General features: G+C 57.0%; 17 protein-coding genes. 6 read left to right on the top strand and 11 right to left on the bottom strand.

Annotated elements, in window-relative coordinates:
• Positions 1–84 precede the first annotated feature (84 nt).
• From HALA3H3_RS08380 to HALA3H3_RS08365, 4 genes are all read left to right on the top strand, one after another.
• Positions 85–1,275, top strand: coding sequence for an NAD(P)/FAD-dependent oxidoreductase (locus HALA3H3_RS08380; protein WP_022521106.1), 1,191 nt, complete (start codon positions 85–87; stop codon positions 1,273–1,275).
• Between the two features lie 108 nt (positions 1,276–1,383).
• On the top strand, positions 1,384–1,656 hold the full coding sequence (locus tag HALA3H3_RS08375) for an HU family DNA-binding protein (protein WP_022521105.1): 273 nt from the start codon (positions 1,384–1,386) through the stop codon (positions 1,654–1,656).
• Complete coding sequence (locus tag HALA3H3_RS08370) at positions 1,656–2,012, top strand: hypothetical protein (protein ID WP_022521104.1); 357 nt, start codon at positions 1,656–1,658, stop codon at positions 2,010–2,012. The genes HALA3H3_RS08375 and HALA3H3_RS08370 overlap by 1 nt, the downstream gene beginning before the upstream one ends.
• A gap of 78 nt (positions 2,013–2,090) precedes the next feature.
• The gene (locus HALA3H3_RS08365) at positions 2,091–3,035 is read left to right on the top strand and encodes a LysR family transcriptional regulator (RefSeq protein WP_022521103.1); all 945 of its coding nucleotides are present in this window, start codon (positions 2,091–2,093) and stop codon (positions 3,033–3,035) included.
• Here the strand turns inward: HALA3H3_RS08365 and HALA3H3_RS08360 are convergent.
• From HALA3H3_RS08360 to HALA3H3_RS08340, 5 genes are all read right to left on the bottom strand, one after another.
• Complete coding sequence (locus tag HALA3H3_RS08360) at positions 3,014–4,564, bottom strand: aldehyde dehydrogenase family protein (RefSeq protein WP_022521102.1); 1,551 nt, start codon at positions 4,562–4,564, stop codon at positions 3,014–3,016. The genes HALA3H3_RS08365 and HALA3H3_RS08360 overlap by 22 nt on opposite strands.
• Positions 4,564–5,466: an NAD(P)-dependent oxidoreductase gene (locus HALA3H3_RS08355; protein WP_009286303.1), complete on the bottom strand. Its 903-nt coding sequence runs from the start codon at positions 5,464–5,466 to the stop codon at positions 4,564–4,566. Before HALA3H3_RS08355 ends, HALA3H3_RS08360 begins: the two co-directional genes overlap by 1 nt.
• A 101-nt stretch (positions 5,467–5,567) precedes the next feature.
• Complete coding sequence (locus HALA3H3_RS08350) at positions 5,568–6,725, bottom strand: M20 aminoacylase family protein (protein ID WP_022521101.1); 1,158 nt, start codon at positions 6,723–6,725, stop codon at positions 5,568–5,570.
• A 10-nt stretch (positions 6,726–6,735) separates the two neighbouring features.
• Positions 6,736–7,230, bottom strand: coding sequence for a hypothetical protein (locus HALA3H3_RS08345; RefSeq protein WP_022521100.1), 495 nt, complete (start codon positions 7,228–7,230; stop codon positions 6,736–6,738).
• A complete protein-coding gene (locus HALA3H3_RS08340) occupies positions 7,217–8,035 on the bottom strand; it encodes a DUF3100 domain-containing protein (RefSeq protein ID WP_022521099.1) in 819 nt (272 codons plus the stop codon). Before HALA3H3_RS08340 ends, HALA3H3_RS08345 begins: the two co-directional genes overlap by 14 nt.
• A 172-nt stretch (positions 8,036–8,207) precedes the next feature.
• Between HALA3H3_RS08340 and yccS the strand changes: the two genes are divergently transcribed.
• Positions 8,208–10,412 (top strand): YccS family putative transporter, encoded by a 2,205-nt coding sequence (gene yccS, locus HALA3H3_RS08335; protein ID WP_022521098.1) that lies wholly within the window; start codon positions 8,208–8,210, stop codon positions 10,410–10,412.
• A gap of 9 nt (positions 10,413–10,421) precedes the next feature.
• Here yccS and recG read toward each other — a convergent pair whose 3' ends face one another.
• Positions 10,422–12,500, bottom strand: coding sequence for an ATP-dependent DNA helicase RecG (gene recG / locus HALA3H3_RS08330; RefSeq protein ID WP_022521097.1), 2,079 nt, complete (start codon positions 12,498–12,500; stop codon positions 10,422–10,424).
• Positions 12,497–13,426, bottom strand: a complete 930-nt coding sequence (locus tag HALA3H3_RS08325) for a hydrogen peroxide-inducible genes activator (RefSeq protein WP_022521096.1) — start codon at positions 13,424–13,426, stop codon at positions 12,497–12,499. Before HALA3H3_RS08325 ends, recG begins: the two co-directional genes overlap by 4 nt.
• Before the next feature lie 222 nt (positions 13,427–13,648).
• Here HALA3H3_RS08325 and HALA3H3_RS08320 point away from each other — a divergent pair, with 222 nt between their 5' ends.
• Positions 13,649–14,530 (top strand): SDR family oxidoreductase, encoded by an 882-nt coding sequence (locus HALA3H3_RS08320; protein ID WP_022521095.1) that lies wholly within the window; start codon positions 13,649–13,651, stop codon positions 14,528–14,530.
• Here the strand turns inward: HALA3H3_RS08320 and HALA3H3_RS08315 are convergent.
• The 4 genes from HALA3H3_RS08315 to gmk all read right to left on the bottom strand — a co-directional run bounded on the left by HALA3H3_RS08315 (position 14,527) and on the right by gmk (position 18,196).
• Positions 14,527–14,916, bottom strand: a complete 390-nt coding sequence (locus HALA3H3_RS08315; protein ID WP_022521094.1) for a RidA family protein — start codon at positions 14,914–14,916, stop codon at positions 14,527–14,529. The two genes, HALA3H3_RS08320 and HALA3H3_RS08315, sit on opposite strands and share 4 nt — an antisense overlap.
• Positions 14,917–15,013: 97 nt before the next feature.
• On the bottom strand, positions 15,014–17,158 hold the full coding sequence (locus tag HALA3H3_RS08310; RefSeq protein ID WP_022521093.1) for a RelA/SpoT family protein: 2,145 nt from the start codon (positions 17,156–17,158) through the stop codon (positions 15,014–15,016).
• A gap of 32 nt (positions 17,159–17,190) precedes the next feature.
• On the bottom strand, positions 17,191–17,448 hold the full coding sequence (rpoZ, locus tag HALA3H3_RS08305) for a DNA-directed RNA polymerase subunit omega (RefSeq protein WP_007112267.1): 258 nt from the start codon (positions 17,446–17,448) through the stop codon (positions 17,191–17,193).
• Between the two features lie 115 nt (positions 17,449–17,563).
• A complete protein-coding gene (gene gmk / locus HALA3H3_RS08300) occupies positions 17,564–18,196 on the bottom strand; it encodes a guanylate kinase (RefSeq protein WP_022521092.1) in 633 nt (210 codons plus the stop codon).
• Positions 18,197–18,296 lie beyond the last annotated feature (100 nt).

Genomic DNA, 18,296 nt, shown 5'->3' with positions numbered 1-18,296 from the left:
GCTTTTGTTTCAGCAACTTTTTTAACGACTCGGTTTAGCGCTTCTTTTTTCGCAATCTTATTTAGCAACTTTTTTGGTGTCTGCATGCCCGCCACCCAAACACAGAAAACCTCTTCGCACGCTGCGCTGGTGATTATTGGCACTGGAATGGCAGGGGTTGGCCTTGCCCGGGCGTTGCGCCGATTGGGCGACCAACGCTCAATCACGCTGGTGAGCGCCGACAGCGGCGATGATTACAGCAAGCCGTTGCTCTCCACCGGCTTCGCCAAGGGCCTGGTGCCCGAACAATTAGCCCAGCGCAGCGCTACTGACCTGGGCGAAGAGCTAAATGCCCAAATGGTTATCCACACCCAGGTAACCGCACTGGATGTGGATAACCAAACAATTCTGCTCGAAGGCGGCATGGTGCTCGGCTACGACACACTGGTACTGGCCACTGGCGCTGCACCACGGGTGCCCTTCAGCATTGAACCCAGCGTAGCCCCACGCTGCTTTACCATTAACGACCTGGATGACTACCGCCGCTTTCACACGGCGCTAGGCCAGGGCCCTGCACGGGTGGCGATTGTTGGCGCGGGGCTGGTCGGCTGTGAATTTGCCAACGACCTCCACGCTGGCGGCCATCGTGTCAGCCTCATTGCCCCAGAAGGAACCCTACTTCCTCGCTTGCTGCCACCGCCCTTAGGGAACGCCCTAGGCGATGCCTTTAGCGAAGCAGGTATCCATCTTCACCTTGCACGTTCGATTGATTCGATAGCGGCCGAAAGCGGCGAAGATATCGTATTACGTCTGGATAACGGCGACGCTGTCAGCGCTGATCTCGTGTTGATGGCAACCGGCCTTGTACCTCGCACAGCACTTGCCGAATCGGCTGATTTAAACGTATCACCTGGCGGTATAGTCGTTGACCGCCAGTTGCGTACATCGCACCCCAATATCCACGCCCTGGGCGATGCAGCCTGCGTAGACGGTGTTAATGCCATGTACGTGCAGCCACTACAAGCCAGCGTTAAGGCGCTGGCGGCAACCCTTTCAGGCGCGCCCACGCCGGTTAGCTTCGGTGCTTGGCCGGTAGTGGTTAAAACGCCGCTGCTACCAGTGGTGGCCTACCCGCCAACGAACACGCCTGAGCACTGGCGAATTGAAGGCGAAGGCGGTGATATCAGTGCCTTGGCTGAAAATAAAGACGGTCGTTTGATTGGTTTTGCGTTGACAGGCGGCTGCGTGAGAAGGAAAGTGGAGCTTTCCAGAGCAGCACCTGCACTGCTAGGCTGATTTTCGTCGCGTTCACGACTAGGCTAGAGAAGCTAACCTAATCGGCTACGCACCCAACAACATGCATTTGTTTGATGTTTGATTTCTTTTAAAAAGGGGAGATTCCTTATGCGCAAACCTGCACTCGCTGCAGCCATCGCTGAAAGTGCCGACCTATCCAAAGATAAAGCTGGCCAAGTGCTGAACGTTATTCTGGATGAGATCACCAACAGCGTTGCTAAGGGCGAAGATGTCGCTTTGATTGGTTTTGGTACCTTCACGGTACGTGAGCGCGCAGCACGTACCGGCAAAAATCCGCAAACCGGTGCCCCGCTGCAGATTCCGGCCAGCAAAAACGTTGCCTTTAAGCCAGGCAAAGGACTTAAGGACGCCGTTTCTTAATGAAGCTCAAGCTGACGCTGTGGCTACTGGGCGTACTGCTCAAACGTGCCCTGCGCCGCAAGCCGCGCTTTCGTGAACAGTTAGAACGCATGCGCGGCCTGGACTGGGGGATTGCCACGGAAGATCTAAGTATTGCCCGCCACTACCGGATGACACCGAAAAGTATCAGTACCGGCAAAGGGCTGCCTGTGGACTTAGATCTTGAGCTACGCTTCCGTGATCAGAATACCGCCTTGAAAGTGCTCAAAAAGCCAACACAGCAGGCCTTTCTCGACGGCATGATAAACGGCGACGTGCGCTTAGTGGGTGATTCCGCCGATATGAATAAGCTGCAAAAACTACTCAAGTATTTGTAGCGGTTTACGATTGGCATAGGGTAACGGCTTAGATTAAATAAATTTAGGCTGAACAAGGTAGAGGTATAAAAGCTATCGATGGACATACCTCATCAACGCCTCGTTTACTTTCGCGTTACCCTTGAGTCTGGCTCCGTGCGCCGCGCAGCGGCGCGCTTGGATATTGCTCCCTCGGCGGTAAGCCGGCAAATTGCTTTGCTGGAAGAAGCCTTGGGAGCGACGCTTATGGAGCGTCAGCGCGACGGCATTTCGCCTACTCCGGTAGGCGAAATGCTGCTTGAGTACTGCGAGCGCCGCGGCGCCCTTGATGAAGGGTTTATTGCGTCACTTGAATCGTACCAACGCATGGAAACCGGCAAGATATCGCTTACCGTCGGAGAAGGGTTTGTCAGTGACCTAGTAGCATCCCCACTGCATGAATTTACCCAACGCTATGCGGGCATTCAGCTCGATATCCATACCGCAGGCACCTCGGGCATTATTGACGCCATTGTCGGCGATCACAGTCATATCGGCTTGATGTTCCATGAGCGTACCCATCCCCAGCTGCGTTTCTGGTCATCTACTCCTCAGCCACTCATGGCTATTCTATCGCCCAACCACCCCTTAACCAGCCAAACGTCACCGCTCACGCTTACCCAGCTTAGCGACCAGCCCATGGCCATGTGGGACACCACTCATGGGGTACGTCAAATGGTCGACCAAGCATTCCAGCAATCACGCATAGCCCCGCGCATGGCGATGAATACCAACTCAATGGTGATTCTGGCCCAATATGTGCGCAGCGGCATGGGCATTACACTGTTACCCGCCTTTGCCGTCGCCCACGATTTAGAGCTCGGTACGTTAGTGGCGCGCCCGGTAGATAATCCGCTTTTTCAGCGCTCCCAGGCCCACATGGTCACGCGGGTAGGCCGCCAACAGCCCAAGGCCAGCATTCTGCTGCTACGCCACCTGCAGCGCTGGATGCAGGCGTTTCGCGCCCCAGGCTCGGTAAGCGATCAACCAACACCACTGCCGTAACCGAACGCCACACTGGCTTCAGGGGCTGTTTCCACCCAGACGCTTTGCGGCACCGTATATTCGCGCAGGCCATCCAAGCCGCTGGAGCGACCGAAGCCGCTATCGCCAAAGCCACCAAACGGTGACATCACGCTGATCGCCTTGTAGCTATTGATCCATACCGTACCAGCACGCAGTTGCCCAGCTACGCGATGCGCTCGCGCTACGTCCTGGCTCCAAACGGCGCCAGCCAAGCCAAAGCGGGTCTCGTTGGCGAGCTGAATGGCCTGATTTTCATTGTCAAAGGCCATGGCCACCAGCACCGGACCGAACACTTCTTGTTGAGCAATCTCCATATCCGGCGTGACATCGACCAGCACGGTAGGGGCGATAAAGTAGCCCTGAGCCTCGGTAGGTAATCCCTCTGGCCGTTTACCGCCCGTTAACAACGTTGCGCCAGCGGCTACCGCCGCGTCGATCATGCGGGTGACCTGCTCAAATTGGCGGTGATTCTGCAAAGGCCCCATGCGGGTCGCTTCATCGTTAGGCAGGCCCACCGAAATCTGTTCCGCCGCCCGCGCCAAACGGCTGGTGACTTGCTCAAACACCGGGCGCTCGATCAACAGCCGCGAGCCCGCCACACAGCTCTGGCCGGCGGCGGCAAAAATGGCCGCCTGGGCACCCGCAACGGCTTCATCCAGCTTGGCATCGGCAAACACAATATTGGCGGATTTGCCCCCCAGCTCTAACACGCTGGGCACCAACCTCCTCGCGCCCGCTTCAGCAATCATGCGACCACTCTGGGGAGAGCCCACGAACACCAGTTTGCTGATGGCAGGGTGGTCGGTCAGCGCTGCGCCGGTCGACTTGCCCAGCCCGTTGACGATATTGATCAGCCCTTTAGGAAGTCCGCCGCTTTCAAGTAGCTTGGCAATCACCACCGATGAAAAGGGCGTCAGTTCGGAAGGCTTTAGCACCACACCATTGCCCGCCGCAATGGCAGGGGCTAACTGCCAGGCACAGGTGAACATCGGGGCATTCCAGGGGGTAATCTGCCCCACCACGCCGTAAGGTACATGGCGCACATAGTTAAGATGCGAGGTAGGCACTGGAATCACTTCGCCATGCTGCTTGTCGCACCACCCCGCGTAGTACTCGAACATCTCGCGTACTTTGCCTACTTCAGCCCGGCAGTCACGAATCGGCTTACCGGCCACCACACTTTCCAGCTGAGCCAGCGCCTCTTCATGGCCCGCCAGGCCGCGTATGGCGGCATTCATGCGCCGTCCACGCTCGCTGGCGGTTAGCGCCATCCATTCGCGTTGGCCTCGCTGTGCCGCTTGGGTAGCACGCTTAATCAGTCCAGCACCCGCATCGCGATAGCTCACCAGCGTTTCGCCGGTGGCTGGATTGGTCAGGGTGATCACGTCCCCCTCTCCCGCCACTAAACCGCCATCAACCCAGTTGCTCAGCAGCGTGGTGGCCGTTAATCCAAAACCTTCGAGTAGCGTGGCAAGGTGATCTTGGGCATGTTGGCTAAGTGCGTTCATTACTGCTCCTCCGCCTGGCTGGCACGCGCTAATATCGGCGTGGTGATATGGTTAAAGTCATCGCTATCGGTTGGTTGTTCGGGGTTCGCGTGCCAGGCATCGACCACGGCTTGTAACAGCGGCGAGGGGATATCCAGTTGCTCAGCGGCATCCCGGGCCAAACGTAAATCCTTACGCATCAAACCGGTGGTAAAGCCTGAGTCAAAACGCTCACTCAACACCCACTCTGGGAAGTTCACCTCGCTGACCGCGCTGCGCCCCGAGCCACTGTTAAGGCCCGCCAAGCAGGCCGCGGGGTCAACGCCCGCCTTGACTGCCATAGCAACGGCTTCGGCGGTGGTTAACAAGTGCGCGGCACACAGGTAGTTATTGGCAAGCTTGACCACATGGCCGCTGCCCGGGCCGCCCACATGGGTACGCTTGGCCGACATGGCTTCCAGCATCGGCAATACCCGCTCAATGGTGGCGACATCGCCTCCTAACAGCATCCCTAGCTTGCCGCTGGCAGCTCCTTTCGGGCCGCCGCTGACCGGGGCATCCAACCATAGAAGGCCCGCTGCGGTTACTTTTTCGGCCAGTTCACGCGTCACGGCGGGGTCACTGGTGGAGGTATCGACAATCACGCTACCTTTCGGCGCAAGGTCAAGCAGGCCTGGCGATTGCTCGATCACCTCACGCACATGGGCAGAGGTGGGCAACGACAGCAGGTAAACGTCGCTAGCGGGTAATTCTTCGGGAGCCACAACGGTTAGTCCTTGAGCAGCAAGACGCGATCGCGCTTGCTCAAATACATCGCTACCCGTTACTTCAAACCCTGCTGCTTTGAGGGTGAGCGCCATATTGCCGCCCATCTGCCCCAAACCAATGACGGTAATCGATAAAGGGGTGGTGACTAAAGACATAGTAAAGCTCCTTTAAACGTCATGAAGACGCTATGTTCCGGGTAGACGCTCCCCTACCCAGAGGGCATCAGAGAGCGAATAACGTGTATTAAGTCAGGAATTTAGACGAGTAACGCCCTTACCAGCTCCACCCAGTAGCGCGTGCCCAGCGGCAGCAACGCGTCGTTAAAGTCATAGCGGGGGTTATGCAGCGAAGCGGACTCCTCGCCATTGCCCATCCAGATATAGGCACCTGGGCGCTCGGCCAGCAGGAACGAGAAATCCTCAGAGGCCATACTGGGCGGCGGGTTGCGCACCACATTGTCGCTGCCGAGTAAGCTTTCCAGCACCGAGGCGCAGTGCTGGGCATGTTCAGGGGTATTGATAGTGGCGGGATAGCAGCGCTGGTAATCCAGCTCAACGGTTAAGCCGTGAAACTCTGCCAAGCTGGCAATCGCCTGCTTAAAGCGTGTCTCCAAGTGCTCTTTAAGCGCCATATCAAAACAGCGCAGCGTGCCGCGAAGCGCCACCTGTTCGGGAATCACATTGAAGGTATCCCCCGCGTTAATACTGGTAATACTCAGCACGGCAGATTTGTCTGGCGGCGTTTCGCGGCTCACCAGCCCTTGCAGTTGGCTGATCAGTTGGCAGCTCGCCAACACCGTATCAGTACCTAAATGGGGCATCGCCGCATGGCAGCCCTTGCCAGTCAGCGTCAGGCTAAAGATATCGAAGGCGGCCATGACGTCGGTATCGTGCACCGCGGCGACGCCTACGGGCAGACCCGGCCAGTTATGCAAGCCGTACACGGCATCCATGGGAAAGCGCTCAAACAGGCCCTCTTCAACCATCACCCGCCCGCCGCCTGCGTTCTCTTCGGCGGGTTGAAAGATGAACACCACCCGGCCTTTGAAATCCGGCTGCTGCTTTAACGCCCAGGCAGCGCCCAACAGCATGGTGGTGTGTCCATCGTGGCCGCAAGCGTGCATTTTGCCCGGCGTTTGCGACGCGTAGGCAAGCGCAGTCTCTTCACGAATATCCAAGGCGTCGATATCGGCCCGCAGGCCGATGGTTTTACCTTCACCTTGTTGACCATCCAACGCGGCTACCACACCCGTTCCGGCAATCCCGGTGGTTACCTCAAAGCCCCACTCAGTCAGCAGCTCGGCAATGCGTGCGCTGGTGCGGTGCTCTTCAAAAGCCGTTTCCGGGTGCTGGTGAAAATCATGGCGCCACGCTTTTAGTTCTGCGTGATCCGGTAAGTCTACTGAAGCAGTCATCGTCTTATCCTTAAAGCATCACATGGGCGACAACAGCAGAGCCAATAAAAGTACCGGTAAAGACCAGCAGGGCCACAATCACCAGCTTCCAGCCAGTCTGCTTGAACATGGCAAACTCACGACCGGTAAGCGCCAGCCCTGCGTAGGCCAATACCGGCGTGACCACTGCCAGGAAATCCACCTCGGCCAACCGTGCGATGATCCACCCATTACCCGGGAAGAACGGCAGCGTCGCGATAATACTCACCAGCGACACCCAGGCCACGCTGGGCAGGTAAAAAGGGCAAAACCGCCCAACCACCAAGCCGATAATGACCATGACATAGAGAATCAACATGCCGGGCAGCGCATCTAATAAAGGTGAACCGTTGACGATATTGCTAAACCACGCCGCCACACACACTGCCGCCAGTACCAACGCGGTTTTGCCTAGCTGATTTTCGGGACGTAGCTCTTTTAACGCCTCAGCATCGAACTGATCGATTGGGCTCTCATGAGTTTTCATGGCTAACCTCCTGGCGGGAGCCTTTTAAGCGCTTGTACATCCACTCAGTGATCGGTAGCGCGATAAATAGCGAGATATACAGACCGGTGGCGTAGGTAAGCAGGTTGCTTGCCCCGGCAAAGGCGAGTAGTTCGTCTTTGGATGCGGGTACCGCTTCAGCTAAAGCTGCTGAACACGCCGCCACCATACTGCCACTGCCCACCCCGCAGGCCATGGCCAGAGCACGAATATCGAGAATATCCAGCGAGGCGATGTAGCCCGCCATTAAGGCGAAGTAGAGCGTACCGAACATGGTGCCCACTACGTAAACGCCCATAATGCCGATACCTTCAGGGCTTCTCAGCCCGTAACGGTCTGAAATAATGGCAATATTGGGCTCACGGGCGATAGAGTAAGTGGCACCGATCGCTTCACGTCCCATTTTGAGGACTAATACTGCAAAGGGGAGAGCTATGAGCATGGTGCCCAGATTACCCAATTCCTGGAGAATCAGTGCAGGGCCGGCGGCGATGATCTGCTCGATCGCTGGGCCAATGGTGGAACCGAATTTGGCGATAAACGGCAGGATGGCGATTAGAATAATCGGGCCCGCCGCATTGCTGACCGGCTTGGGAATGACTTTGCCCATTGCCGAAAAAAGATGGGGGTTGAACAGAACGCCAATGATAAAAGCATAGAGCAGCGGTAGTAACAGCAGCGTTCCAGGCCCGAGGGGGATACGTACGATGCCGACCCACTCGGCAAACATCGACGTCACGATCACCGTTAGGTGAAGACGCCAGTCCAGCAGTAGTTTGAGATCCATAGGAGTGTCCCTGTTTTTTTTAGAATCACTCCGAGTATCGAAAGGTTACTGTTTCAATCATAGGGTTTTAGTGCGCTAATTTTTAGAACACTCAATCGTTGAGCGCTGAGGTAGCGACATCCAACGCCTACGCATTTATACTAAAGTCTAACAACCACCTATAAGAGCCTTTATGCCCATATCTTTGCCGCTACGGCGCCTTTGGACTCTCGATAAATTCGCCTACAGCCTGCGCGTCTTTATAGCGTTCAGCGGTGCGTTGCTATTTAGCGGCTTAATGGGCGATGTGGCGCTGGTCATTCCGCTTTTTCTCGGCATTATCGCCTGCGCGCTGTCTGAAACTGACGACAGCTGGCAAGGCCGTCTTCAGGCACTGCTGGTAACGCTGGTGTGTTTTACGTCAGCTTCCTTTATCGTGCAGTGGCTATTTCCCTGGCCGTGGCTATTTGTAGTGGGCCTGGGGCTTTCGACCTTTTGCCTGATTATGCTCGGAGCAATCGGACAGCGTTATGCCACCATCGCTTCCGGCACGCTAATACTCTCGATCTACTCGATGATCAACATCGAGCAGCACGGCGGGGTGGATGAAGACGTGGCGGCGCGCCAACTGCTGCTGTTGGCTGGAGCGGTGTGGTATGGGCTAATTTCGGTGGTGTGGTGCGCACTGTTTTCGCGCCAACCGGTCAAGCAGAGCATGGCACGGGTGTACAAAGCGCTGGGTGAGTTTCTGATACTGAAATCGGCGCTGTTTGAACCGGTGCGCGGTGTGGATGTGGAAGCCCGCCGGGTGGCCTTGGCGCGCCAGAACGGCAAAGTCGTCGCTGCGCTCAATCAAGCCAAAGAGATGATTTTTAGGCGGCTTGAAGGCCAGCGCGGCGACCAAAAACTCAACCGCTACCTGCGTATCTACTTTATTGCCCAGGATATTCACGAACGCGCCAGCTCCACCCATTACCCCTACAGCGCGCTCAGCAAAGCCTTTTTCCACCACGATGTGCTGTTTCGCTGCCAGCGGCTGCTGGATCAACAAGGGCGCTCCTGCCGTCAGCTAGCCAAATCGCTGCTACTCAATAGACCGTTTGATCATCAGCAGAGTGAAGAGGCGCTGGCTGACCTGCACGCCTCGATTGAGAACCTGCGCGGCCGTGGCAAGCCCGAGTGGCGCCCACTGCTTTACCCATTGAGCGCGCTGGCAGAGAACCTGGCCACCCTGGAAAATCAGCTCGCCAGCGCCCACAACCCCGGCGTCAGCGATGAGCGGCGCGACAGTTCGCTGTATGACCGCTCGCCGTCGAGTCTGCAGGAAGCGTGGAAGCGGGTGCGCCTAAACTTTACTCTCGGCTCCCCCACTTTTCGCCATGCAGTGCGGCTCTCCATTGCCCTCACGACCGGCTATGGGCTGATGCAGTGGATCGACCCCGAGCAGGGCTTTTGGATTCTGTTGACCACGCTGTTTGTTTGCCGGCCCAACTTTGCCACCACACGGCGGTTTTTGTCCCAACGGATAATGGGCACGGTACTTGGCTTGGTAGTGGGCTGGGCTTCGATCAGCCTCTTTCCGCACCCGCTGGTGCAGAGCATGATAGCCGTGGCCGCCGGGGTCTCGTTCTTCGCTAACCGCGAAAAACACTATGTAATCGCTACTGCCTCTATCACCCTGCTCGTGCTGTGCAGCTTCAACCAGGTAGGCGACGGCTATAACCTGATCCTACCGCGGCTGCTCGATACCCTGCTTGGCTCACTCATCGCCGGCTTAGCGGTGCTTTTTATTCTGCCCGACTGGCAGGGTCGCAGGCTTTATCGCGAAGCCGCCAACGCGCTCAATAACCACCGCCGCTACCTGGAGGAGATTATCCACCAGTACGAGGAGGGCAAGCAGGATGACTTGGCCTATCGCCTGGCGCGGCGCAATGCCCATAACGCCGATGCAGCGCTCTCCACCCTGCTCACCAATATGCTCCATGAGCCGGGGCATTACCGGAAACTGGACGCGGACAACGGACTGCGCTTTCTGGTGCTCTCCAATACCCTACTCAGCCACCTCTCTGCACTGGGCGCCCATCGCCACCAGTTGGCAGACGATGAAGACGATGCCACGCTAGTGCCGGTAGCAAAACGTATTGGTGAGCTGCTGGGACAAATCGCCGAGCGATTAAACCAGCGCCAGCCGGTTGAGCCACTAGCGGATCAAGCTGCCGAGTTATTAGCCCAGCTAGAAGAGAAAAGTGCGCTATCAGCAGATGAAAAAGCCGTCACGCTCTACCGCCCTATCCAAAGCCAGCTACGCCTTATTACCGAGCAGCTCGCCCCGCTGGGTGAAGCTGCGAATCGTCTGGTGGGAAGTGAAGAGCATACGCCAAGCACCGCTAGCGTCTAACCAAGCTAACTACACCTGCCCATAGCGCCCTGCCGCCTCGCCAAGCCAGCGGCGCACCAGGACAGCGGTGACGTCTGGGCTGCCCTGTAGCGTTTGGGCCATGGCCGTTACCCGCTCTAGCAGGTCGGCATCGCGTTCCAGGTCGGCGATTTTCATCTGCGCAAGGCCGGTTTGGCGGGTGCCGAGCACTTCACCGGGGCCGCGAATTTCCAGGTCTTTCTCAGCGATGCGGAAGCCATCGGTGGTTTCACGCATGACAGCTAAACGTTGGCGGGAGCTTTTCGACAGCGGCGGATGGTAGAGCAGCACACAGAAGCTTTCCGTGCTGCCACGCCCTACCCGGCCGCGTAGCTGGTGCAGTTGGGAAAGCCCCAGACGCTCGGGGTTTTCGATAATCATTAGGCTGGCGTTGGGTACATCCACCCCCACTTCGATCACCGTGGTGGCCACCAGCAAATCCAGCTCCCCCGCTTTGAAGGCGGTCATCACCTCGGCTTTCTCGCTCGACTTCATGCGCCCGTGAACCAAGCCCACCGCCAACTCGGGCAGCGCTATGGTTAGCTCATCGCGGGTAACCTCGGCCGCCTGGCACTGCAACGCCTCGGATTCATCAATCAACGTGCACACCCAATACGCCTGACGACCTTCGCTGCAGGCCAGCCGAATACGCTCAACCACTTCAGGGCGGCGTTCGTCGGGCACCACCACGGTTTTTACCGGTGTACGGCCGGGGGGTAGCTCGTCGATCACCGAGACATCCAGATCCGCGTAGGCGCTCATGGCCAAAGTGCGCGGAATCGGCGTGGCAGTCATGATCAACTGGTGTGGGGTTAGCCCGCCCGCCTCACCCTTCTCGCGTAACGCCAGGCGCTGATGCACGCCAAAGCGGTGCTGCTCGTCAATGATCGCCAATCCCAGGCACTGGAAGTGCACGTCGTCCTGAAACAGTGCGTGAGTGCCCACCACCATACGCGCACGCCCATCGGCAATCGCCGCCTTGGCATCCAGCCGTGCCTTGCCTTTGAGCTTGCCCGCCAGCCATGCCACTTCGATCCCCAGCGGCTCAAACCAGGCTTTAAACGAGCGGTAGTGCTGCTCCGCGAGGATTTCAGTCGGCGCCATGATCGCTGCCTGGCAGTTGCCCGCCAGAGCGCTCAGCGCCGCAATGGCGGCGACCACGGTTTTTCCCGAGCCGACATCGCCCTGGATCAGCCGCAGCATCGGTGCCGGGCGACTTAAATCGTGGCTGATCTCCTCCAGAACGCGGCGCTGGGCACCGGTTAAGGCAAACGGTAATTGGGCCAAAAAGCGCGCCTGCAGACTGCGCCCGGAGGGTAGCGTCGGTGCGCCATCCGCCTGAATACGCAGGCGAACTTCACGCAAGCTTAGTTGGTGGGCGAGCAGTTCTTCCAGCGCCAGCCGCCGAGTGGCCGGGTGCTGGCCGCTGGTCAACTGCTCTATATTCACATCGGGAGGCGGCTGGTGCAGCAAGTGCAAACTAGTGTGCAAGCCCGGCAGTTGAAAGCGTTGAAGCAGGGCATCGGGTATTACATCGGGCAAGGCCTCGGGGGCGCTGTCCAGTAAACCGAGCGCCTGCTGCGCCAGAGCACGCAGCCGCGGCTGGTTCAACCCTTCGGTGGTGGGATAAATAGGCGTGAAATACTCCTCCACCGGGGTCTCACTACCGCCACTGAGCCGGTATTCCGGGTGGTAGATCTCTAAACCGGTCGCCCCAGCCCGCGCTTCGCCAAAGGCGCGCACGGTCGCACCTGGGCGCATCTGTTGCTGCTGGGCCGGTGAGAAGTGAAAAAACCGCAGGCTCAAAATACCGCTAGCATCACGCAGGCGCACCAGCAGGCTGCGGCGGCGCCCTTTGACTACGTCGCAAGCGGTCACTTCGCCCTCTATCACCGCCTCCTGACCTGCACGCAGCAGGCCAATAGGCGTAAGCCGCGTGCGATCCTGATAGCGCAGCGGCAGGTGGAACAACAGGTCGCTTACCTGCTCGATACCCAATCGACCAAGTTTCAGCGCCAGCGCTTCGCCTACGCCCTTCAGCGTGGTGATGGGCGCGGAAAGATCACTCATAGGGCGCTTTTCACGGCTTTAGTAGGTTGGCGGCAGTGGCTGATCGCCTGAATCAGCGCCTCAATAGCCTTGGGACGGGGAAAGCTCGCCCGCCAGGCGATCGCCACGGTGCGCGACGGCGCTGGCTCCACAAAGGGCCGACTGGCCAGCATGGCATTTTCATACTGGTCGGTGCCCAACGCCGACTGCGGCAGCACCGTAATACCTAATCGAGAGGCCACCATATGGCGAATGGTTTCCAGCGACCCGCCTTCGGCGATCAGCGTATTGTTGGGGCTGTTGAGTTTTTGGGTAATCGCCGGGCAGGCTTCCAGAATTTGATCCCGAAAACAGTGTCCTTCGCCGAGCAGCAGCAGGCGCTCTTCGAGTAAGTCCTCTTTATTGATCGCTTCCCGTTCGACCCATGGGTGGTTAGCGGGAATGAGAACTTCAAAGGCTTCGTCGTAGATTGGCTTGGTGACCACATCGGTTTCAGTAAACGGCAATGCCACAATAATCACATCCAGCTCACCGCTTCTTAGCTTGGCGCGCAGCGTACCGGTCATGCCCTCTTCAATATACAGCGGCATTTGCGGGGCCGCGTTCGCCAGGGCAGGCACTAGATGGGGAAACAGGTAGGGCCCAATGGTGTAAATCGCCCCAATGCGCAGCGGGTTGGCCAACTGATCTTTACCCGCACTGGCGAGCTCAAAAATCAGGCTGCTCTGCTCCAGCACACGCTGGGCCTGGGCGACGATTTTTTCACCCAGCGGGGTAACCTGGACGGTGGACTTGGAACGCTCAAAGAGCGGCGTTTCGAGCTCTTCTTCCAGCTTTTTCACCGCCACCGAGAGCGTGGGTTGTGAAACGTGGCAGCGTTCCGCCGCACGGCCAAAGTGACGCTCCTGGGCAAGGGTTACGATGTAGCGAAGTTCTGTTAAAGTCATAGCGGTGCCAGTGGCATCCTCTCGTAGCAGCTCGTGACTAGGGCTTGTATGAAAAAAGTAAAGTGATGTATGCAAGGCCTTGCATCATGACAGTCAGCGAGACGGAAAAGGACAAGCAAGCTCTGCCGTCGGTCTTCTCAACCGACAATATCTCGGTTCAATGTCATCGTTGGTAGAGACTTTGCATCTAATAGGGAATATTAATCAAGAGGAGTGAGCACGGTGAAGCTAACCGTACTGATTATCGGCTGTGGCGATTTAGGGATCAACCTTGGGCGCGAGCTGCTTGAGGAAGGGCACCAAGTGATTGGCCTACGCCGCAACGTGGAAGCCTTAAAAGACACCGGCATTACACCGCTGGCGTTAGATCTGGATAGCCTTGAAGAGGCCGATGCCAAAAGCCTGCCCCAGGCTGACTATGTGGTCTATACCGTCAGCGCTGACCGTTTCGAAGAGAGCGCGTATCAAAGCGCCTATCCGGAAGGTTTAAAGCGCGTGCTGAGCGTGATGGAGCAGCACAAAACGCCTCCACGTAGGGTGTTTTTCGTCTCTTCAACTAGCGTGCATGGCCAGCAGGAGGGCGAGGTCGTTAACGAAGAGAGCCCCACCGACCCCACTAGCTTCTCTGGCACCCTAATGTGCGAGGCTGAGCAGGCGCTGATCAATCACCCCCTGCCGGGCACGGTGATTCGCTTTTCCGGCATTTACGGCCCTGGCCGCGATCGACTGATTCATCAGGTTGCTGAAGGCCGCGTGGCTGCGATCACTCCTGTGGTCTACTCCAATCGCATCCACCGCGACGACTGCACAGGTATTATTGCCCACCTGATTCGCTATCAGGAGCGCGGTGAGACGCTGGATGATATCTACCTGGGCAGCGACTGCGAACCGGTCACCATGCATAACGTAATGATGTGGCTGGCCGAGCAGTTAAAAGTAGAGGCCACAGAGACCATGCAGTCCCCTTTACGTCGGCGAACGAGCAAACGCTGCGATAACCAGCGCATATTGAGCACTGGTTATCAGTTCCGCTTTCCCAGCTACCGCGAAGGCTATGCACAGGTACTCAAAGAGGGCGGCTTTCTAGAGCTAAACAAAGCCTAGTCACCGATAACCATCACCGCTTCCGCTTCCACCTGGCTGCCTTTGGGTAGTGCTTTGACGCCAACGGCGGCGCGGGCGGGGAAAGGAGCGGTGAAGAACTCCTCCATGACTTGGTTAACAATCGCAAAGTTATCCAAGTCCACCAGGTACAGATTCAGCTTCACGATATCGCTTAGCGAGCCCGCCGCTTCTTCGCACACTGCCTGAAGGTTAGTGAAGACTTGGCGTGCCTGAGCTTCAAAATCCTCTGACACAATCGCCATGGTCGCAGGATCCAACGGGATCTGACCAGAGAGATAAACCGTGTTGCCCGCTTTAATAGCCTGGGAGTAAGGGCCAATAGCCGCGGGGGCTTTGCTGGTGTTGATAACGGCCTTATTGCTCATACGTCGTTTCGCTCCTGTAATGGGTAACACTTAATTATTTGATACTAAAAAATAGCGATCGCTGCCGATTTATATCAGCATGTTGTTATATATAGTATTAATTAGCGAGTCGGGTAATTTTGCCAACGTTGGGAAGGTTACGGATGCGTTTAATGATGCGTGCCAGATGCACACGACCTTTCACCGACAGCGTCAGATTGACGGTGGAAAGGTGGGCATCGCGCTCTTCAATACCAATCCGCTCAATATTGGCATCGGCATCGGTGACCAGCCCGGCAAGCTCTGCGACTAGCCCACGACGGCTCTCAATTTCGATACGCAGCGCGACCGGGAAATCTTCATCAATGGTGTCCGACCACTCCAGCGCGAAGAGCTTATCAGGGTCGTTTTTATCGGCGAAGTTCTTATCCACTACGTTTTTACACTCAGCGCGATGCACCACCAACCCTTTGCCTGTGGACAGGTGGCCCACCACGGGATCGCCTGGTAGCGGATGGCAGCAGCGCGCAAAGTTAATCACCATGCCTTCGCTGCCGCTGATCATGACAGCTTTGCTGCCCTCCCCGCCTACAGGGTGCTCATAGTTTTCGCCATGCGCCGCAGCCACTAGGCGGCGTGCCACCACGTGGGTCATGCGGTTGCCCATTCCGAGCGACTCCAACAGAGCATCCTCAGAAGAGACATCCAACTCTTTGAAGGCGCGCTTAAGGGCGCTCTCATCCAGTTCTTCCAGGCTGGTATCGAACGGCGCCAGGGCTTTATTGAGCAACCGTCGTCCCAGCATGACCGCTTCGGTCTGCTGCTGATATTTAAGCGCGTGACGGATTGCCGAACGCGCCTTTGCGGTGGTCACAAAATTGAGCCAGGTAATATTGGGCTTCGCACCGGGGGCGGTGATAATTTCCAGCGTCTGACCGCTCTCTAAGCGCGTCGAGAGCGGCGCCAAATGGCGATCAATACGGCAAGCGATACAGTTATTGCCGATATCCGTGTGCACGGTGTAGGCGAAGTCGATTACGGTAGCGCCCTGGGGCAGCTCCATAATATCGCCTTTAGGTGTGAACACGTAGATATCGTCGGGGAACAGATCGTTTTTAACGTGTTCGATAAACTCCAGCGAGTCGCCAGCGTGGCGCTGCATTTCCAGCAGGCCCTTAACCCAGGCGCGAGCACGTGCATGGCTGCCCTCGGCAATCGGATGGGAAGTCTGCCCCGCTTTATAAAGCCAGTGGGCAGCGATACCGTTATTGGCCATGGCCTCCATTTCACGGGTGCGTATCTGCACCTCAATGGGCATACCGCGGGGGCCAAACAAAGTGGTATGCAGGCTCTGGTAACCGTTAGCTTTGGGAATCGCAATGTAGTCTTTAAAGCGCCCCGGTACCGGCTTATAGAGGTTATGCACCACGCCTAGAATACGGTAGCAGCTGGCCACATCTTCGGTAATGATGCGAAAGCCAAACACATCCATAATTTCGACAAAGGGCTTACGCTGGTCGCGCATTTTTTTATAGATCGACAGCAGATGCTTTTGGCGTCCAATGACGGTGCCATTAAGCCCGTCATCGTCCAGGCTTTTTTGCAGGGAGGACTGTATTTCGCGCATGGCACTGCGCCGGTGCCCCCGCGCTTTGGCAACCGCACGCTTGATGCGCTCCGAGCGCATGGGGTGAATCGCCTGAAAGGAGAGATCCTCAAGCTCGATACGAATCGTATTGATACCCAGCCGTCCGGCAATTCGCGCGTAAATTTCCAGCGTTTCACGGGCAATGCGACGCTTTTTATCTGGGCGTAGGGCGCCCAGGGTGCGCATGTTATGCAACCGGTCTGCCAGCTTGACGATGATAACGCGAATATCCCGCGACATCGCCAGCACCATCTTCTGGAAATTTTCCGCCTGGGCGACGGCTTTGTCTTCAAAGGTGATTTGGGTAAGTTTGGATACCCCGTCTACCAGCTCTGCTACCGGCTTGCCAAACTGAGCCTCCAGGGCTTTTTTGGATACGCCGGTGTCTTCGATAACATCGTGCAGCATGGCAGCCATCAGGCTTTGATGATCCATGTGCATATTGGCAAGAATATTCGCTACCGCCAGTGGGTGGGTAACGTATGGCTCGCCGGAACGCCGCCGTTGGCCGTCGTGGGCCTGCTCAGCATAGTAAAAGGCGCGTTTGACCTGCTGGATCTCATCCGAGGGTAAATAGCCGCCGAGTCTATCGGCCAGGTCATCAATGGTGAACATCTACCGCGCCTCTATCGGTTTCGTTGAAAACGTTAGTCGTCGATATGAGTAGGCGCCATAGCCGGGCGCGGACGAACAGCGGCTTCAACGGGCTCGTCCAGTACAGTGTGATCGACCAGGCCTGCGGCAATTTCACGCAGCGCCATCACCGTAGGTTTATCATTTTCCCAAGGTAGCAGAGCATCGCGGGAGCCGCGCGCCAGCTGACGAGCACGCTGGGTGGAAATCATCACCAGCTTGAAACGGTTTTCAACATTTTCAAGACAATCTTCAACGGTTACGCGAGCCATGGGAGCCTTCCTGTTATGACGGAACCGGGCCGACGCCGTTATAAAAAAACTAACGGCACCGACCCAGCGAAAAAGATGTACTGCAATGCAATAGAAAGTAGTAGAACCGTATAGATTACTCGACCGTAGGCGTCTGTGACAAGAGCGCAGCCAACAGCGGCGCGTGGCGCTCGGTCATTACCGGGCGACTTAAGCGACGGCTGATCACCAGTGACTGTAACTCCTGCAGCGCCGTGGTGAAGTCATCATTAACGACGAGGTAATCATATTCGTGGTAATGGGACATTTCACTCACCGCATCGCGCATCCGCCGGGCAATCACCGCATGCTCATCGGTGCCACGGCTAGCAAGACGTCGCTCCAGCTCCTCGCGGGAGGGCGGTAGAATAAAAATCGACACTGCATCAGGCATTTGTGTGCGTACCTGCTGAGCGCCCTGCCAGTCGATTTCCAGAATGACGTCCTGACCTGCCGCTAGCAATACCTCTACTGCCTGGCGCGAGGTGCCGTAGTAATTATCAAATACTTTGGCATACTCGAAGAACTCACCCTGCGCGATCATCGCTTCAAACTCGGCTACATCGGTGAAATGATAATTGACGCCATTCACCTCACCCTCGCGCTTGGCACGCGTAGTGTGCGACACCGACACTTGAATCCCATCCAGGCTTTCGATTAGCTCGCGCACCAAGCTAGTCTTGCCAGCACCTGAGGGGGCAGAAACGATAAACAGCGTACCTTGGGACATGAAGTACTTTCCCTTCAGTTAGCAAAATAAGTAGCGAAAAACGTAGTAAACGCAAGTAAAGCGACTGCAGCAGAGCAGCAAGGCTGCGCAGTATCGCACA

The sequence above is a fragment of the Halomonas sp. A3H3 genome (assembly GCF_000982975.1).
GTDB classification, from domain to species: domain Bacteria; phylum Pseudomonadota; class Gammaproteobacteria; order Pseudomonadales; family Halomonadaceae; genus Vreelandella; species Vreelandella titanicae.
Note: the sequence above shows the minus strand (reverse complement) of the source record. Positions and strands in the feature narration are given on the sequence as shown.

Coding starts and splice junctions, on each gene's coding strand:
- HALA3H3_RS08375 (WP_022521105.1), top strand. CDS start 1,384: ATGCGCAAACCTGCACTCGCTGCAGCCATCGCTGAAAGTGCCGACCTA.
- HALA3H3_RS08355 (WP_009286303.1), bottom strand. CDS start 5,466: ATGTCTTTAGTCACCACCCCTTTATCGATTACCGTCATTGGTTTGGGG.
- HALA3H3_RS08370 (WP_022521104.1), top strand. CDS start 1,656: ATGAAGCTCAAGCTGACGCTGTGGCTACTGGGCGTACTGCTCAAACGT.
- HALA3H3_RS08310 (WP_022521093.1), bottom strand. CDS start 17,158: ATGTTCACCATTGATGACCTGGCCGATAGACTCGGCGGCTATTTACCC.
- HALA3H3_RS08340 (WP_022521099.1), bottom strand. CDS start 8,035: ATGGATCTCAAACTACTGCTGGACTGGCGTCTTCACCTAACGGTGATC.
- HALA3H3_RS08360 (WP_022521102.1), bottom strand. CDS start 4,564: ATGAACGCACTTAGCCAACATGCCCAAGATCACCTTGCCACGCTACTC.
- HALA3H3_RS08325 (WP_022521096.1), bottom strand. CDS start 13,426: ATGACTTTAACAGAACTTCGCTACATCGTAACCCTTGCCCAGGAGCGT.
- HALA3H3_RS08350 (WP_022521101.1), bottom strand. CDS start 6,725: ATGACTGCTTCAGTAGACTTACCGGATCACGCAGAACTAAAAGCGTGG.
- recG (WP_022521097.1), bottom strand. CDS start 12,500: ATGAGTGATCTTTCCGCGCCCATCACCACGCTGAAGGGCGTAGGCGAA.
- gmk (WP_022521092.1), bottom strand. CDS start 18,196: ATGTCCCAAGGTACGCTGTTTATCGTTTCTGCCCCCTCAGGTGCTGGC.
- HALA3H3_RS08365 (WP_022521103.1), top strand. CDS start 2,091: ATGGACATACCTCATCAACGCCTCGTTTACTTTCGCGTTACCCTTGAG.
- HALA3H3_RS08380 (WP_022521106.1), top strand. CDS start 85: ATGCCCGCCACCCAAACACAGAAAACCTCTTCGCACGCTGCGCTGGTG.
- rpoZ (WP_007112267.1), bottom strand. CDS start 17,448: ATGGCTCGCGTAACCGTTGAAGATTGTCTTGAAAATGTTGAAAACCGT.
- HALA3H3_RS08315 (WP_022521094.1), bottom strand. CDS start 14,916: ATGAGCAATAAGGCCGTTATCAACACCAGCAAAGCCCCCGCGGCTATT.
- yccS (WP_022521098.1), top strand. CDS start 8,208: ATGCCCATATCTTTGCCGCTACGGCGCCTTTGGACTCTCGATAAATTC.
- HALA3H3_RS08345 (WP_022521100.1), bottom strand. CDS start 7,230: ATGAAAACTCATGAGAGCCCAATCGATCAGTTCGATGCTGAGGCGTTA.